Consider the following 15862-nt stretch of genomic DNA (forward strand, 5'->3'; position numbering starts at 1 on the left):
CGGGACCAGGACCCGACCCAGAACCAGGAGCCCCGCATGAGCGACATCCCGCAGGAGCGCCGCGTCGTCACCGCCATCCCCGGCCCGAAGTCGCAGGAGCTGCAGGCCCGCCGCGTGGCGGCCGTCGCCGCCGGCGTGGGCTCCACGCTGCCCGTGTTCACCGCCAAGGTGGACCGGGGCATCATCGAGGACGTCGACGGCAACCGACTGATCGACTTCGGCTCCGGCATCGCGGTCACCTCGGTCGGCGCGAGCGCCGAGGCCGTGGTGCGCCGGGCCTCCGCCCAGCTCCAGGACTTCACCCACACCTGTTTCATGGTCACGCCGTACGAGGGCTACGTGGCCGTCGCCGAGGCCCTCGCCGAGCTGACGCCGGGCGACCACGCCAAGAAGTCGGCGCTGTTCAACTCGGGCGCCGAGGCCGTCGAGAACGCCGTCAAGATCGCCCGCGCGTACACCAAGCGCCAGGCGGTCGTCGTCTTCGACCACGGCTACCACGGCCGGACCAACCTGACGATGGCGCTGACCGCGAAGAACATGCCGTACAAGCACGGCTTCGGCCCGTTCGCGCCCGAGGTCTACCGCGTGCCGGTGGCGTACGGCTACCGCTGGCCGACCGGCGCCGAGAACGCCGGCCCGGAGGCCGCCGCCCAGGCCATGGACCAGATCTCCAAGCAGGTCGGCGCCGAGAACGTCGCCGCGATCATCATCGAGCCGGTGCTCGGCGAGGGCGGCTTCATCGAGCCGGCCAAGGGCTTCCTGCCCGCGATCCGCCAGTTCGCCGCCGACCACGGCATCGTCTTCGTCGCGGACGAGATCCAGTCCGGCTTCTGCCGCACCGGCCAGTGGTTCGCCTGCGAGGACGAGGGCATCGTCCCCGACCTGATCACGACCGCCAAGGGCATCGCGGGCGGTCTGCCGCTCGCCGCCGTGACGGGCCGCGCCGAGATCATGGACGCCGCGCACGCGGGCGGCCTCGGCGGCACCTACGGCGGTAACCCGGTGGCGTGCGCGGGTGCGCTCGGTGCCATCGAGACGATGAAGGAGCTCGACCTCAACGCCCGTGCGAAGGAGATCGAGCAGACGATGAAGGCGCGCCTGTCGTCCATGGCGGAGAAGTTCTCCGTCATCGGCGACGTGCGCGGGCGCGGCGGGATGATCGCCATCGAACTGGTGAAGGACCCGGCGACCAAGGATCCGCACCCGGAGGCGACCGCGGCGCTCGCCAAGGCGTGCCACGCCGAGGGCCTCCTCGTCCTCACCTGCGGCACCTACGGCAACGTTCTGCGCTTCCTGCCCCCGCTGGTGATCGGCCAGGACCTCCTCAACGAGGGTCTCGACATCATCGAGGCCGCGCTCGCCGGGCTGTGACCGCGGGCCGCCGGTGCGCACCCGTCGCACCGGCGTCCCTTCCCGTGCGGTCCGGCGGACGTCGGGCCGTGTGAAGAAGGTGTGGGGGGCCGATGGCAGGTTGGCCAAGCCGCTGTTGTGCCCCCCGCCCCCTGCCGTACGGTTTCTGCAGATGAGAGAAACACCCCGCCCACAGGGGACTGTGGGCGAAACCGGGTCGGAGCCTCCCCAGCCCCGCCCTGGTCGTGCCCTCGCGCACACACCCGGAGCCTCCGGCTCCGGAACTCCTCACCGATCGGACGGTCGCCCGCCCCAAACCCCCCGGGGCGTGCGGCACACCGGTCAGTTCGGCCGGCCCGGAACCACCCCCGTTGGACCTTCGCAAGTAGGCCAGCGAGAGTGACCGGGACCGCCGGGCCCCGAAGGGCCAGCGCACACCCCCCCTTGCGCTGGCCCTTCGGCGTGTTCATGGGCGTCCATAGCGACTGCGGCGATGACGCTGGCGGGCGCGCAACCCCCTGCCCGCTCCGGCACTTACGCGGACTGGACACGGCAGTCGGATACCGTCATCGCCATCACACATGGCATGGCGAGGTCGACTCGAACCGAATCGACCAAGGAAACGCCATGAAGAACATCATCAGCGGACACGCTCCCGGCCACATCCGGAACGCGTTCCTTGAAGCAGTCGAACTCGCAGAGTCCGGTCAACCCCTGCGCCGCAAGGACTGGGGACGACTCTGGAACTGCACCGACATTCTGCCGGGCTGCATCTGTGACTCACTCGATCTCCCGCGAGGCTCGACCTACGCACAGGCGGTCAGGTCACTGATCTGAGATCTTTCGGCACATTGCAGCGCCCCCATTCCGCCGCGATCACGGAGTGGGGGCACTGCTCTGCGGACGATCTACGGCTCGTGATGAACGTGCGGGGCGCGCATCTCCCCGTGCGCTGCGTTGAGTTGGACGAAGCGGGCGTGATCACGATGGGCGTAGACCGCGTAGCCCGGCCCGGAGATGCCGCTCCGGATGGCTACCGTCACGGTGTCCTCCGGGTCGATGATCAGCTCATCGCACCACCGGCAGATCTGGACGAACTTGGCCTTCGGTGCGCCACCGCCCAGGTTCTCGTAATGATCAGCGAGCGCGACCACACTCCGGGCGAGGCGCCTCGCGTGGTTCAGGGCCGATGGCAGCCCCGGCCGGGCGACCATGTTGAGCCGCGCCCGCGCCTCCCCGATGCCGATGCGCGCACAGACGGCGGGCACGTCGTCGAAGTTTCGCGCGTGCGCGAGAGTCGCGACTTCGGAGACGAGCAACGCGACCATGCCGCGCACAGTGCGCGTCATCTCGGCCAGTTCCTCGGCCGTGGGAAGTTCGGGATCTGCGCCGACCAGGCGGCGAGCGGCGGCGCGCATCGTCGGCAAGTCCAGCGGGCGCGGGTCACCCTCTTGGGTGACCGGTGGGGGGACGGTACCGTCCATGACGTTGGCCTGCTTCCTTCAGGTCGACCACGCCCCCGGATGCCTTGCCGCATCGCGGGGGTCTTTCGCTGGCCTTCACCGTGGCCTGGTCACAACGAATTCCGCGATGACGGTCAAGGTGTCAAAGCGGCGGCACAGGGGGCGTCAAACCGGTGTCATTACCGATGTCGCGGGTTTACCGTGATCTCCATGACCACACCGAACGCCACCCTTCGGGCGGTCCGCCTGGGACTTCTCATGTCCCAGGACGACTTCGCCCGCGCGATCCGCAACGCAGGGCAACGAGCAGGCCAGCGCAATGACGCCTCCAAGCGGCTCGTACAGCGCTGGGAGAGCGGCACGACAGCGGCACCTAGGCCCGTGTACGCACGCGCCCTGGAAGCCGTGACCGGGCTGCCTGTTGACTCCCTCGGCTTCGCCGCCGTCCCCATGGCGCGCGTCGCCGACGATGGCCAGGGCGGGCACGATCTCGAAGACTCGCCCGTCGGCGTTCCGGAGGTGCGCGGGACGCCGACGCCGCAAACGGCGCCCCGGGGGAACTACTCCGGCGTATGGCTCTCGCGGTACGAGTACTTCAGCTCCGGCCGCAACTCCACTTTCACGGGGAAGCATCACGTGGTGCTGCTCCAGCACGGCAATCGCCTCTCCGCGCGGAGCCTGCCGAACGCGTCCCTGAACCCGAACAGCCCCCTCACGCTGGACCTTCAGTTGGACGGCAGCACTGTCACTGGCACGTGGCAGGAGGCCACGTCCAGCGAGGGTTACTACCGGGGCGCCCGGTACTTCGGGGCGATTCAGATGTTGGTCGAGCCGACGGGTCGCCGAATGTCTGGCAAATGGGTTGGTTTTGGCCGGGAGTTCGACGTGAACACGGGGCCGTGGGAATTGCGGCTCCTGGACGCGTCGACCGCCAAGACCACGCTAGACGCCTACAACCGGACGCCCGACTGAGTACACAGCCGCCACGGCCACGGCGCCACGCTCTTGAGGCTATGCAGAAAAATAGGCTTAAGATCGCCGACCAGCACGCCCAGCATAGCCATACATTGCGCGGGCAAAGCCGATCTATACGGCCTGCAACGCCGCCCCTGCGGCCCGTCGATCAAGTCCCGACCTGCAAGAACGCGGCCTTTTGCACCAAGTTGCATAGAGGGAAAAACGGGCGATAAGAGCGTAGCGGGTCTCCGAGAGAATCCCGCACGAGCGACCCCCTCCCCCCTATCTGCGACGATCACGCCTCCCACGTGCAGCTTTGCGACTGCTCCCCCACGCCTGACGTGACGCGTCCCCCAGTTTGCAGAGCAAAGCCGCGCATGGAAATCCATACAAGGCAATGCATAGACGGCAGCGCCGCGCCCGTGGTCATGCGCAGCCACGGGCGCGGCGGCCCGGCGCTAGAGGCAGTCGGCGCCGGGTCCGAGTCGACGGGGGCACGGGCGCCGACTCGGCGTTCTCAGTCCTCAGCGTCCGGCAGCGACCTCCACAGCTCCAACGGGATGCCTTCGCGGCGGGCCGTGAGCGCGTCGGCCAGCTTGGCGTACTCGTCCTGTCGCGCCCGCTCGTTGTCCCGGGCCACCTCGCACACCACCTCGAAGCCTTCGCCGATCATGACGCCACTCGCACGGCCTTGGACTTGCGTGCAGGCACCTCGGTGCGCCGGACGCGCGGCAGGTCGGCCAGGTGCGCGGGCACCGCGTCGCCCGCCGCGATCAGGGTGTACGACTCCGGCCCGAGATCCTCGCGCACGATCAGCATGTCCTCCTTCACGGTCTCCGCCTCGTTCGTCACGACCTCACTCCGAGATCCACGGCAAATGCGCCCGGCTGAAAGAGCTGAACGTCCGCGCGCAGATGGGCCAGAATTCCGATCTGAAGGTTATCCGCGTACCGCTCCTTCAGGAATTCGAGCTGGAAGGACGTGCGAATACCCACGCCCATCATGGGCCACTGGCCCGTATATACCTCCGAGCAGTCCGAGGAGCTGCCCACCGTCAGATTGATGGGCACCTGCTTTGTGGTGAGCCGGGGGGTGTTATCGAGGTACCCCGGGGGTGCGATGTACTGATTCGTTGTGTCCCGCAGAAGGGAAAGGGACTGGTTCGTGCGCGGCGCCATGATTTGCGCATTGGCGGTGAAGTTGTTGTTCTCGACGGCGCCCGCTGCCTGGACGAGGAATTCCCAGCCCATGACGCCCGCGCTCGGCGGCGATCCGATGGTCGACCCATTCGTGCCATGGCTCGTGAGAGTGACCCCGCTCTGATTGAGCACCCCCCGGGGTTCCGGCGCCGAACCGCTGCCCCGCAGTGCGGCACGGTCGAGTTCGAGAGCGATCTGTGCCGCAAAGGAATTGGCGATGACGCCCGATGCGGCGGGGTTGGAGTCCTCGAAGAGTTCCCGGGAAATCACGACCAGGCGTGCCATGGAGCGCGCCGTGAACGTCACCGCGTCGAAGGTGAGATCTCCGGCCGTGATGGCGGCATTCTCATTTCGCCACGCCGGAGTTCCTTCTCCCGTCAGCCGGGCAATCTTCAGCGTCTGGGCCGTCATCGGAACGAGCTGAGCGCCCGCCTGGAATACGCGGGACTGATTGCGCGCAAGGTCGATGATGTCCCCGGCGAGCGGAGTCGGCACCATATAGCCGCCAGCGGAGAGCGTTCCTTCGCTGAGCGCCTTCCTTTCCGGTTCGGCGCCCGACCACTCACCGGTAACGAGGCCCTTGACGTACTTGTCGAAGTTCAGGCCCTCATAGGCGCGTTCGCTGTGCCCGTTGTCCCGCGCCCACTGAGAGAGGCCCTCACCCTTGCGGAGCGCCTCCCTGCCCTTCAGGGAGCCTCCCCCCTGGCGGACCGTGGCCAACGGCCGTGCGCCGTCGCCGCTCTCCCCGTAGCCGCCGGATTCAGCCGCGTCGGCGACCTTTTGCAGCCGGTCGATCTCGGCATTGAGGTCGCCGATGTACCGGACCTTTTCCGCATCGGAATGACGGTTCTTGATCTCGACGCGCGACAGGTCATAGCTGGGACCAGCCGCTTCGAGAATACGCTTCAGTTCGGCCCTGGCCGATTCGATCGCCGGAAAGTAGAGCATAGGAAATCCCGGGAATTGGCACGCCGAAACAGGCGTGCGGAAGTTGAGGGAATTCGGCTCTAGCGCGTCCGCGCTCATCCCGGGCCGCGACCGGTCGGCGGTCCAGGAACCGCCCCGGGCGGCGGCGGTTGCCGTACCGCGCCGCCCGTGGTTTCGCCGGGCCCCGCCCGACTCTCACGACTGATCCAAGCGTACCCCGGATGACGCTCCGTCAGCCGGAATCGTCCAGCGAGGCGGCGCGGTCGGCGGCGGCGCTCAGCGCGGGCCATATGCCGTCCCCCCGCGCCCGGTAGTGCGCGGCCAGCTCGCGCCACGCGTCGGCGGCGGGGCGCGGTGTCCAGCCCGGCGCCCTGAGTGCCGCGTCGGCAGCCTGCGCCAGGGCGGCGGTGATCTCGCCGACGCGGCGGCGCTCCTCGGAGGTCAGGACCGAGAGCGCGACGCCCAGCGGATCATCGGGCAGCGCATCGTCAGACATGATCGGCTCCTTTCGTGATGTTGGATGTACGGCGCCCTGCGGGTCGCGGACGGCGGCGCGGACGCCCGGTCCCGGCGAGCGCGGCGCAGGCGCGGAGGCGAGCGCCCAGCGGGCGGGGGCGGGGCTCTTTCCGACCAGTTCTGCGGCTGGCTTCTCCTTCCTCGCTGCGTGTGACCACGCTGCCGTGATGCCGTGTGTGTGATGTGACCTCTCCCTATAGGGAGAGGTCACATCACACACACGTGAGCGGTCACGCGTGACATTGGGCGCTCACGCGAGCTGAGCAGCGCCTTTAGCAGTGATCAACCAATGCGATGGATAGCCCACGCTCATGGCAGCCTGCTGGACGGCCAGGTCCAGTTCCGCAAGGTGCCGCAGCCCGCGCGAACACGTCTCGCGGCGCAGTCCGTGCCCGTGCCTGTCCTTGATCCGGTCGACCAGCTGCGCTACGGACTGATGACGGTCCTTGCCGTCCCTCAGCGCCTCCAACAACTTCCGCTCGGAGGGCGCGAGGCTGATGTCCTGGTCGGCCGTTTCCGGGTCGGCGGCCACGGTCACCGCGTAGTGCATCGTCGAGCTGAGATCGGACGGGTCATCGGCACGCACACGCCGTACGAGGGTGGTGTCCAAGTCCGCAATTTCGTCGCCCCGGAACTGCCATCGCAGGCGCACGGTGGTCTCCTTCGTCGCGGCGTCGGTGCTGCGGCTCTTGACCGCAACGGAGACAAGAAAGCGCCCCCAGGCGCCGGGCCCGACTCCACTGGAGCGGTCGTGTCCGTCGCCCTGCCCGGTCTTCCGGAAGTGGTGCGAGATGAGCAGGCTCGCGCCCGCGTCCTGAACGATGTGCTGAATTCCCTGGAGCAGTTCGCCCATCGAGATCAAATCAGCACTGTTGGCCCCGCCGGCTGCGAGATACAGCGGGTCGATGATCACCAGGGCGGGGCGGTGTGTGGTGAGTACCTCACGGATGAGTTCGCGGTGTGTGGCACTGCTTAGCTTCGGGGCGCGGAACACGGGGATGATGTCCAGTGCATCGGCTTGTTCCCGGGTGAGCCCTTTGGACGCTGCCACCGCCCGGATGCGCCGCACGGCTTTGCGTGCGCTCCCCTCTCCGTAAAACATGATGACGGTTCCGGACTGCCCGCACGGGTACTGCCCCATCCAGGGCAGTCCGGCAGCACAGGAAACAGCCGCGTCGATACCCGCCCATGTCTTGCCGCCCTTGTCCTCTGCACTGAGCACCCCGTAATCGCCCGCCACGATGACCGGTTCGAACAACCATGAGGGCGGGGGCGCCTCATCGACTTCGCGGGCAATCTCGGCCAGGGAGCGGAACACGAGATCGGGGGCGGGCCCGGTGTCGTCGGAGCGCGCTATGCGGACAGCATTCAACACAGAGTTGAACGCCGTCAGGGAAGGGTCGACGCGCCTTGCGGCGGCCCATAGCCCTAGCTGCTCCGCCTCCCCTGCTTCATCGAAGACACTGGCGATTGCGTGCATAATCGCGGCGTCGCTGATTGCTTCACCGTTGACCGCTGCGGGCGCCACCTGAATAGGGGCGGCCGTCGAAGGCGGCGCCACTCCATCGGGGCAGCCGGTGTAACGGCACTGCCCCTTGTACTGGTTGTGCGCGCACAGCGCCGGGGGCGGCGTCGTCATTCCGCACCCCCGTCCCGGACGCGTACGTCCATGGCGGAGATTCCGGCGCGTGCCGCCGCGCGGTACACGTCGCCCTCGTCGGGGACGGCGCCGCGCAGTACGGGGCATTCGGCGTCGTGCGCAATGTCGATGTGGTCAATGCCGTGTTCGTCACGGCGGACGCCGCGCACTTCGCTGCGGCAGTGCCCGCAGACGTATGACCGCGCGAGCCGCTTCGAGACATTCGCAGGCTTGCGCGTGCGGCTGCGGCCGACGCCGCGTAGTCGGCTCACGATGCACCGCCGTCCGACGAGTTGACCCCGATCAGGTCGCGAATACGTGGCTCCACCACGCTCCGCCGAACCGCGTTGGCACGCTCCGCCCCTAGCTTGTCCTCCAAGTCGAGCAGCATCACGGAAAGCTGCCCAATGATTGCGATCGGAGCTACGCCTCCTCGTACTGCCTGGCTGACTAGCTCATCGACCTCATTCAGGTGCGCGCGCACGGCGTCTGTGATCTCCCGGGCCTCCGCCGTCGACAGACCCCCTTGCTCGGGGTGGGGAATCTCCCCAGCAAGATCGCGCCGGACGGCCCCGACCGTCTTGTGGTCGGCTCCGAGCAGCCTGCCGATCTCTCGGTTGGAGCGGCCCGGATCGCGCGCGAGTTCCTGCACGATCAGTTCGCGCGTCTGCCGCCGGGTGAGGTGGCGTCGCGCCATGTTGAGTGCGAACGCGTCACGGTACCGGTCTTTCTCGGTGGCGTACGCACGGGTCATGCGGGGATAGTTCGCGATGCCCAGTTCGGCGGCAATGGCGACCCGGTGGTGTCCGTCGATGATGTCGCCGTGCTGGTCGAGTACCACCGGCACCCGAATGCCGTGCTCGGCAATGTCCGCCTTCAGGGCGGCGTACTCCTCAACCGTGAGCGCGGGCATGACCTGGTAGGCGCCTGCCGCCGGGCGTACCGTGGCAGACATCGACGCCACGCCCCGGCTGTCGTTGTTGGCCCCCGGTTCGCCTCCGGGGGCCGCCTCATGCTGTCGGTCAACGGCCATCGTGCGCACCGCCTTTCGTGACGGGGCGCAACAGCGTGGCGAGCCGGATGCGTTGTTCTTCGTTGAGTTCGGGCGCTGTGTCGACGATCTTTCGGATGTAGTCCGCTAGAACCACGGTCTTTAGTTCGCGCTTAGCTTCCGTGACGTCGCCATTCCAGCGGGCTGCCGCAGCAACACGACCGCGCGCCTGGACGACTTCCTTGGAGATCTTGCGAGGTGTCTTTCGGGACACGGAAATCAACCCTCTTATGAGGAAGGGATTTCCTGCGCGTCCGGGCCCGTGCTGCCACCCGTCCAGGTGGATTACCGGCATGACGGCCAATGAAACAACAGAGCCTCTGCACGTCCATGCATCGCCCATCGGAGGCTACGAGGATGCTGCTTCCGCAGGATGCGGGTTCCGGCGGACTGGTTAAAGACTAGGCACATCTAATACCGGCATGCAAGAGAGCTAAGCGGGTCGAATATCAAGCAATTGGTGCAATCGCATCAGTAGTTGCCAACTTGCACATGCCTTGAGCAGGCGAGAAGCCCCTGAGCGAAGCCAGGGGCTCAATGGGCAAGGGCCAGCAAGGCACGAATGGTTCAGGCTGCCCGCGTCCACTCGATTCGGTCCGGCACCGATGCCGACGCAGACGCCGCACGGGGCTTCACGGAAGCCTGCCCGATCACCCCCGGGCTCAACAGCAGTGCAACGATGGCCCGTTGCGCTGGCACGGGCGTGTCCTCCCAGCGCTGCGCCACATCGGGGCCGGGCGTGAACAGCGTGCTCAGGCTGCTCGGCCTGGCGAGCAGCCTGAGCCGCTCCTCCAGTTCGGCAATCTTCGCTTCCAGACGCTCAGCACGGCGTGCGAACCTCTTCTCCTCGGCCAGCGTCTCCGGCTCGGCCGCCTCCGTCTCCTCCAGGTCTGCACGGGCTTTGGCGAGCGCGCCCCTGATCTCCTGTCCGGCCTCACCTCCGGAGTGATCCGCGTCCAGAGCCTCGTACACGTCTGGCCGGGCCAGGTAGGTGAGGATCACACCGGGGTGCTCGGCATCACCGATGAGGAGACCGTCCACATCAGCCTTCGAGAGTCGCCAGCACCCGCCCCGGCACTCGTACTGATCTTCCTTGACGCGGTGCCTGACCGCGATGGAACTGCCGCACCCGGCGCACGTGACAGCCCCCGTCAGCGGGTAGAGGGCCGCTCCCGGCTTGCCCTTGATCCGCGACGCGTCCGAGACGATGCTCTGCACGTCGTAGAACAGTTCGTCGCTCACCAGTCGGGGCCACGATGCCTTCACGGTCTTGCCCTTTGTCTGCCTCAGCCCGAGGTAGGAGACGTGCGTGACAAGATCCCGCAGCGTCTGCGCCGACAGCGGCTTGCCGCGCCGTCCCACAACGCCCCGCACTGCCCAGTCAGCCGCGATCGACTTGAAGGAGACGCGGGCACGGACGGATTCGAACAGCTCAACGATCAAGGGGCCTTCCACGGGGTCCGCGTACTGACGGACCGGGACGCGCTTGCCCCGCCGGATCTCGTACTCGCGGGCGTAGCCGAACGGGCAGATGCCGTGCGGCTTGCCGTCCCGCGCGTTGGCGTCGATGCCGCGCCGCGTCCTTTTGCTGATCTTCGCCGACTCGTACTCGGAGTCGACCGCGTCCTCAAGCAAGGCACGGCGATCACGCGGGTCAGCCGGATCGTAGACGCGACCATGCGTCGTGACGTACACGCAGACTCCGCGCTCCTCGCATAGCTCGATCAACGACACCCACTCGCCGACCCTGCGTGAGCCGCGTGACGACTCCCACAACCACAGCAGATCGGCGCCGAACGTGTCGTTCTCCAGGTCGGACATCAAGCGGGCGAAGTCGTCGCGCGCCCGCAAGGCATAGCGCGACGCGCTGCCTTGATCCTGATACGGCGAACCGAGCGTGACGCCCTCACGGTCGGCCGCGCGTCGGTTGTCGTCGTGCTGCTCCGGAATCGACCGGTCGCCACGCGCGGAGACCCGCAGATACTCGCGGCCGATCTTGCCTGACAGGCTGTGTCCCATGGCTACCTCCGAGGACCGGGACAAGGATCCGCACAGCAAGTGTGCGCCTACGCCTGAAGGTAGAACGCCCCCTGTTCCGGGCCGGCCGACCGTTTTCCTTCTCCCGGCGCTCTGCGCGCTCCTCGGCTTCGCCGCCCTTGCCTGGCAGGTGGCGGTGGACGGCCCGCTCCTCTCCCCCGACGAGCGCCTCGGTGACGCGATCCGCACGAGCGGCGTCCCCGCCGCTCCCGCTGAATTCTTCGCCGACCTCGGCAATCCGTCCGTGGCGCTGCCGGTCCTGGCCGCCGTGCTCGCGTACGTGACCTGGCGCGCCCGGCGCCTGGTCCCCGTCCTCACGGCGCTCGTCACGATGGCGCTCGTCCCGGCCCTGGTCGCCCCGCTCCAGTCCTGGCTCGCCCGCCCGGGACCGCCGCCGATGGCCCCCGACACGGGGTTCTTCCCGTCCGGCCACACGGCGACGGCGACGGTCGCGTACGGGCTCTGCGTCCTGCTCCTGCGCGAGGCGCACCGGGGACGCGCGGCGGCCCACGGCTGCGTCCTGGTGAACGCGGCCGTGGGCCTCGGGCTCGTCCGGCAGGGCTATCACTGGCCGGTCGACGTGGTGGGGAGCTGGTGCCTGGCGGCGGTGCTGCTGTGTGCCGCCGCCTGTGTCATCAGCCGAAGTAGGCGTCGAAGTTCTTCTGGAACTCCCAGTTGTTGAAGCGGTCCCAGTTGACCGACCACGTCATCAGGCCGCGCAGCGCGGGCCAGGTGCCGTGGGTGGTGTAGGAGCCGCAGTCGGTCTTCTTGGTGAGGCAGTTGAGCGCCTTCCTCGTCTCGGCCGGGGAGACGTAGCCGTTGCCAGCGTTGGTCGAGGCGGGCATGCCGATGGCGATCTGGTCGGGGCGGAGCGGCGGGAAGACGTTGTTCGCGTCACCGGCGACCGGGAAGCCCGTGAGGAGCATGTCGGTCATGGCGATGTGGAAGTCGGCGCCGCCCATGGAGTGGTACTGGTTGTCGAGACCCATGATCGGCCCGGAGTTGTAGTCCTGGACGTGCAGGAGCGTCAGGTCGTCGCGCAGGGCGTGGATGACGGGGAGGTAGGCGCCGCAGCGCGGGTCCTGGCCGCCCCACTTGCCGCTGCCGTAGAACTGGTAGCCGTTCTGCACGAAGAACGTTTCCGGGGCCATCGACAGGACGAACTTGGCGCCGTACTTGGCCTTGAGGGTCTTGAGCGCGGAGATCAGATTGACGACGACCGGGGTGGTCGGGTTCTTGAAGTCCGTGTCGCCGGTGTTCAGGGAGAGGGAGTGGCCCTCGAAGTCGACGTCGAGGCCGTCGAGCCCCCACTGGTCGATGATCTTCGAGACGGAGGAGACGAAGGTGTCGCGGGCGGCGGTGGTGGCCAGCTGGACCTGGCCGTTCTGCCCGCCGATCGAGATGAGGACCTTCTTGCCCGCCGCCTGCTTGGCCTTGATGGCTGCCTTGAACTCGGCATCCGACTCGACCGAGGGGCACTCCGTGACCGGGCAGCGGTTGAAGCGGATGTCGCCCGAGGTGGTGGAGGTGGGCTCGCCGAAGGCGAGGTCGATGACGTCCCAGCTGTCGGGGACGTCGGCGAGGCGGGTGTAGCCGGCGCCGTTGGCGAAGCTCGCGTGGAGGTAGCCGACCAGGGCGTGGGTGGGCAGGTCGGAGGAGCCGCCGCCGTTGTCCGAGCCCTGCGAGGTGGTGGCCGTGACGGTCGCGGACTTCGGGGACTCGCCCGCGTCGTTGACCGCCGCCACCTGGAAGCTGTACGCGGTGGCGGGCGTGAGGCCGGTGACGGTGGTGGACGTGCCGTTCACCGTGCGGGCCTTGGTGCCGTTGGAGTAGAGCGCGTAGCTCGTCGCGCCGGGGACGGCGGTCCAGGACAGGGCGACGGACGTGGACGTCACCGCCCCGGCCTTGAGCCCGGTGGGCGCGGTCGGCGGGGTCGGGGCCTCCGCACCGGGGCCGACGAGGCTGATGTCGTCGGCGTTGTAGGCCGGGGTGCCGTACCAGCCGTGGGTGTAGATCGTGACCTTCGTCGTGGACGGGCCCGTGCGGAACGTCGTCGTCAGCTTCTGCCAGTCCGGGGCCGACGCGGTCCAGGTCGACACGTCGGTGGTGCCGGTGCCGCTCGCGCCCAGGTAGACGTAGCTGCCGCGGACGTAACCGGACAGGGTGTACGCCGAGTCCGGCTTGACGGTGACGGTCTGCGCGCACTGGGCGTTGTCGGCGGCGGTCGGGGTGGCGCGCAGGGACGCGGTCCCGGTCCGCACGGGTGAGGTGACGGCGGCACCGGAGTTCGCGGTACAGCTCCAGCCGTCGAGCGACGACTCGAAGCCGCCGTTCCTCGCCAGGTCGGCGTCGGCCGCGCCGGCCGTGGTGGCGGACAGCGCGGTAAGGCCGGTGGCGGCGAGGGCGGTGGCGGTGAAGGCGGTGACGACGCGTCCGCGTATACGGGTGCGGCGTCCGGGTCTGGGTCTGGGTCGTACGCGGTCCATGGGGGCCTCCGGGGCGGGGCGGAGCGGGGACGGGCGCGACAGAGCGCTCGGGGTGCGCTCAACTTGGTCCAGACCAATTCGGTTGTCAAGGGTTCGCGCAGCGCTACTCCCCCGCCTCCTGGGCGAGTCGGGCGGCGGCCTCGTGCATCGCGAGTTCGAGGAGTGCCGGGTCGTTGAGCGTGCCCGAGCCGTCCGGCGCCACCACCCAGCGGACGCCGCCGACGGTGCGGCCCGGGTACGGCACGACGATCCAGGTGCCGGGCCCGGCGCCGCGCACACCCGTGCCGACCCAGCGGGCCACGGTCCCCGCGGGCACGAAGAAGCCCAGCCGGGCATCGCCGAAGTCCGCGAGCACCGGCCCCGGCCGGTCGATGACCCGGCTCAGCACGTCCAGCGTGGCCGTGCCCAGCTCCCCCGGCAGGATCAGCACGTCCCACTGCTTGCCGGCGGGCAGGAGCGCCACCCCGAGCGGATTGCGCTCCCACTCCTCCCGGCACCCCGCCGGATCCGGCGCCACCCCCACGAGCCACTCGACCGCCGCGACAGCCCTGGACGACCCAGCCATACGTAGCCTCCCTCTCACGTCAGCCCTCCACTCCCGCGCGGAGGCGCACGAGGGAGAGGGGGCGGAGGGGGCGGGCATTACGCGGGTCAGGGCAACTTTCTGACGGGGTGCCCGAAGCGCGCCCCGCAGGGGCGCGGGGAACTGCGCGACCAGCCACGACGGCGCCGCGGCCGCGCATCACCAGCAACCCGGCCGGCGGTGGGCGATCAACTGTCGAAGCCCAGCCCCATCCGATCCATGGCGCGCAGCCAGAGGTTGCGATGACCACCGTTGGCATCGGCCCGCGCCAGGGACCACTTCGTGAGGGCGATGCCCGTGGCGGCGAAGGGCTCCGGAGGAAACGGCAGCGGCTTCGTGCGCACCATCTCCAGCTCCGTGCGTTCCGTGCGCTCCCCGGACAGCAGGTCGAGCATCACGTCCGCCCCGAACCGTGTCGCGCCGACGCCGAGCCCCGTGTACCCGGCGGCGTACGCCACGCGCCCGCCGTGGGCGGTGCCGAAGAACGCCGAGAAGCGGGAGCAGGTGTCGATGGCGCCGCCCCACGCGTGCGTGAAGCGGACCCCCTCCAACTGCGGGAAGCACGTGAAGAAGTGCTGGGCGAGCTTCGCGTAGGTCTCGGGGCGGTGGTCGTGCTCGGCGCGGACCCGGCCGCCGAACGGGTAGATCGCGTCGTAGCCGCCCCACAGGATCCGGTTGTCCGCTGTCAGCCGGAAGTAGTGGAACTGGTTCGCCGAGTCGCCGAGACCTTGCCGGTTCTTCCAGCCGACGGACTCCAGCTGGGCCTCGGTGAGCGGCTCGGTCGTCAGCGCGTAGTCGTACACCGGGACCGTGTACGCGCGGACCCGCTTGACCAGCGACGGGAAGACGTTCGTACCGAGAGCCGCGTGCCGGGCGAACACGCGCCCGTACGGGGTGCGGACGGCCACGCCGGTCGGCCGGGAGACGAGTCGCGTGGCCGGGGTGTGCTCGTGGATCCGGACGCCGAGGTCGAGGCAGGCCCGCTTCAGGCCCCACGCGAGCTTCGCCGGGTGGAGCATGGCGACGCCGTCGCGGTCGTACAGGGCGCCGAGGAAGGTCGGGGACGCGACCTGTTCCCGTACCTGGTCGGCGTCGAGCAGTTCGAGGCCGTCGGCGAGGCCCGCCTCGCTCAGCTCGGCGTGGAAGTCGCGCAGCTCGGTCATCTGGTGCGGCTGCGTCGCCACGTCCAGCTCGCCCGTGCGCTCGAACTCGCAGTCGATGGAGTAGCGGGCGACCACCTCCTCGATGGCGTCGAGGTTGGCGGCGCCCAGCTCCTCCAGCTTCTTGATCTCGGCGGGCCAGCGCGCGAGCCCGTTGGCCGTGCCGTGGGTGAGGGAGGCGGCGCAGAACCCGCCGTTGCGCCCGGAGGCGGCCCAGCCGACCTCCTTGGCCTCGACGAGGACCACGTCACGGCCGGGGTCCCGTTCCTTGGCGAGCAAGGCCGTCCACAGCCCGCTGTACCCGCCGCCGACGACAAGGAGGTCGCAGTGCTCGTCGCCGATGAGGGCGGGGCGCGCCTCGGGCCTGCCGGGGTCGTCGAGCCAGTAAGGGACGGGCTTGGCGTCGGCGAGCGACGCGGTCCAGCGGTGGTTGCGGCTTTCTCGATTCATGGCTCCAGCGGCCATGATTCCAACTCCCTCAGAAATAGGTCGGT

General features: G+C 68.8%; 17 protein-coding genes and 1 pseudogene. 5 read left to right on the forward strand and 13 right to left on the reverse strand.

The genetic code is table 11. The features are described from left to right. The first annotated feature begins 36 nt into the window (after positions 1-36). The 3 genes and pseudogenes from gabT (at position 37) to ABZ877_RS05565 (ending at position 2187) form a co-directional block, all read left to right on the forward strand. Positions 37-1371 carry a 4-aminobutyrate--2-oxoglutarate transaminase gene (gene gabT, locus ABZ877_RS05555; protein WP_361064818.1) on the forward strand — a complete coding sequence of 445 codons (1335 nt, stop codon included), beginning with the start codon at positions 37-39 and terminating at the stop codon, positions 1369-1371. Positions 1372-1522: 151 nt separating this feature from the next. Continuing rightward, positions 1523-1717, forward strand: a pseudogene (locus ABZ877_RS05560) (phosphoesterase); the annotation flags it as partial. Positions 1718-1977: 260 nt separating this feature from the next. Continuing rightward, positions 1978-2187, forward strand: coding sequence for a hypothetical protein (locus ABZ877_RS05565; RefSeq protein ID WP_361064820.1), 210 nt, complete (start codon positions 1978-1980; stop codon positions 2185-2187). A 71-nt stretch (positions 2188-2258) separates the two neighbouring features. Here the strand turns inward: ABZ877_RS05565 and ABZ877_RS05570 are convergent, their stop codons facing one another. After that, positions 2259-2834, reverse strand: a complete 576-nt coding sequence (locus ABZ877_RS05570; protein WP_361064823.1) for a DUF6415 family natural product biosynthesis protein — start codon at positions 2832-2834, stop codon at positions 2259-2261. 189 nt (positions 2835-3023) lie between these two features. Between ABZ877_RS05570 and ABZ877_RS05575 the strand changes: the two genes are divergently transcribed. Further along, entirely contained in the window at positions 3024-3785 is a 762-nt protein-coding gene (locus ABZ877_RS05575) for a helix-turn-helix transcriptional regulator (RefSeq protein WP_361064826.1), read from the forward strand. Between the two features lie 502 nt (positions 3786-4287). Here the strand turns inward: ABZ877_RS05575 and ABZ877_RS05580 are convergent. The 9 genes from ABZ877_RS05580 to ABZ877_RS05620 all read right to left on the reverse strand — a co-directional run bounded on the left by ABZ877_RS05580 (position 4288) and on the right by ABZ877_RS05620 (position 11121). Beyond that, positions 4288-4443, reverse strand: coding sequence for a hypothetical protein (locus ABZ877_RS05580; protein WP_361064829.1), 156 nt, complete (start codon positions 4441-4443; stop codon positions 4288-4290). Further along, the gene (locus ABZ877_RS05585; protein ID WP_361064831.1) at positions 4440-4622 is read right to left on the reverse strand and encodes a hypothetical protein; all 183 of its coding nucleotides are present in this window, start codon (positions 4620-4622) and stop codon (positions 4440-4442) included. Before ABZ877_RS05585 ends, ABZ877_RS05580 begins: the two co-directional genes overlap by 4 nt. Then, entirely contained in the window at positions 4619-5917 is a 1299-nt protein-coding gene (locus ABZ877_RS05590; RefSeq protein WP_361064833.1) for a phage major capsid protein, read from the reverse strand. The genes ABZ877_RS05585 and ABZ877_RS05590 overlap by 4 nt, the downstream gene beginning before the upstream one ends. A gap of 211 nt (positions 5918-6128) precedes the next feature. Beyond that, positions 6129-6392, reverse strand: coding sequence for a hypothetical protein (locus ABZ877_RS05595; RefSeq protein WP_361064836.1), 264 nt, complete (start codon positions 6390-6392; stop codon positions 6129-6131). Positions 6393-6662: 270 nt separating this feature from the next. Continuing rightward, entirely contained in the window at positions 6663-8051 is a 1389-nt protein-coding gene (locus ABZ877_RS05600) for an AAA family ATPase (RefSeq protein ID WP_361064840.1), read from the reverse strand. After that, positions 8048-8323: a hypothetical protein gene (locus ABZ877_RS05605; RefSeq protein ID WP_361064843.1), complete on the reverse strand. Its 276-nt coding sequence runs from the start codon at positions 8321-8323 to the stop codon at positions 8048-8050. Before ABZ877_RS05605 ends, ABZ877_RS05600 begins: the two co-directional genes overlap by 4 nt. Beyond that, entirely contained in the window at positions 8320-9084 is a 765-nt protein-coding gene (locus tag ABZ877_RS05610; RefSeq protein WP_361064846.1) for a ParB N-terminal domain-containing protein, read from the reverse strand. The genes ABZ877_RS05605 and ABZ877_RS05610 overlap by 4 nt, the downstream gene beginning before the upstream one ends. After that, positions 9074-9316 (reverse strand): hypothetical protein, encoded by a 243-nt coding sequence (locus ABZ877_RS05615; protein WP_361064848.1) that lies wholly within the window; start codon positions 9314-9316, stop codon positions 9074-9076. The genes ABZ877_RS05610 and ABZ877_RS05615 overlap by 11 nt, the downstream gene beginning before the upstream one ends. Before the next feature lie 353 nt (positions 9317-9669). Continuing rightward, positions 9670-11121 carry a recombinase family protein gene (locus tag ABZ877_RS05620; RefSeq protein ID WP_361064851.1) on the reverse strand — a complete coding sequence of 484 codons (1452 nt, stop codon included), beginning with the start codon at positions 11119-11121 and terminating at the stop codon, positions 9670-9672. Here ABZ877_RS05620 and ABZ877_RS05625 point away from each other — a divergent pair. Beyond that, the gene (locus tag ABZ877_RS05625; RefSeq protein WP_361064854.1) at positions 11120-11821 is read left to right on the forward strand and encodes a phosphatase PAP2 family protein; all 702 of its coding nucleotides are present in this window, start codon (positions 11120-11122) and stop codon (positions 11819-11821) included. The two genes, ABZ877_RS05620 and ABZ877_RS05625, sit on opposite strands and share 2 nt — an antisense overlap. Here ABZ877_RS05625 and ABZ877_RS05630 read toward each other — a convergent pair. The 3 genes from ABZ877_RS05630 to ABZ877_RS05640 form a co-directional block, all read right to left on the reverse strand. Then, a complete protein-coding gene (locus ABZ877_RS05630; RefSeq protein ID WP_361064856.1) occupies positions 11775-13625 on the reverse strand; it encodes a glycoside hydrolase family 18 protein in 1851 nt (616 codons plus the stop codon). The two genes, ABZ877_RS05625 and ABZ877_RS05630, sit on opposite strands and share 47 nt — an antisense overlap. 103 nt (positions 13626-13728) lie before the next feature. Beyond that, positions 13729-14190, reverse strand: coding sequence for a hypothetical protein (locus tag ABZ877_RS05635; protein ID WP_361064859.1), 462 nt, complete (start codon positions 14188-14190; stop codon positions 13729-13731). Between the two features lie 206 nt (positions 14191-14396). Then, positions 14397-15833: an FAD-binding oxidoreductase gene (locus tag ABZ877_RS05640; protein ID WP_361064861.1), complete on the reverse strand. Its 1437-nt coding sequence runs from the start codon at positions 15831-15833 to the stop codon at positions 14397-14399. Positions 15834-15862 lie beyond the last annotated feature (29 nt).

Origin of the sequence: Streptomyces sp. NPDC046939 (assembly GCF_040644575.1) — a bacterium.
Lineage (GTDB): Bacteria > Actinomycetota > Actinomycetes > Streptomycetales > Streptomycetaceae > Streptomyces.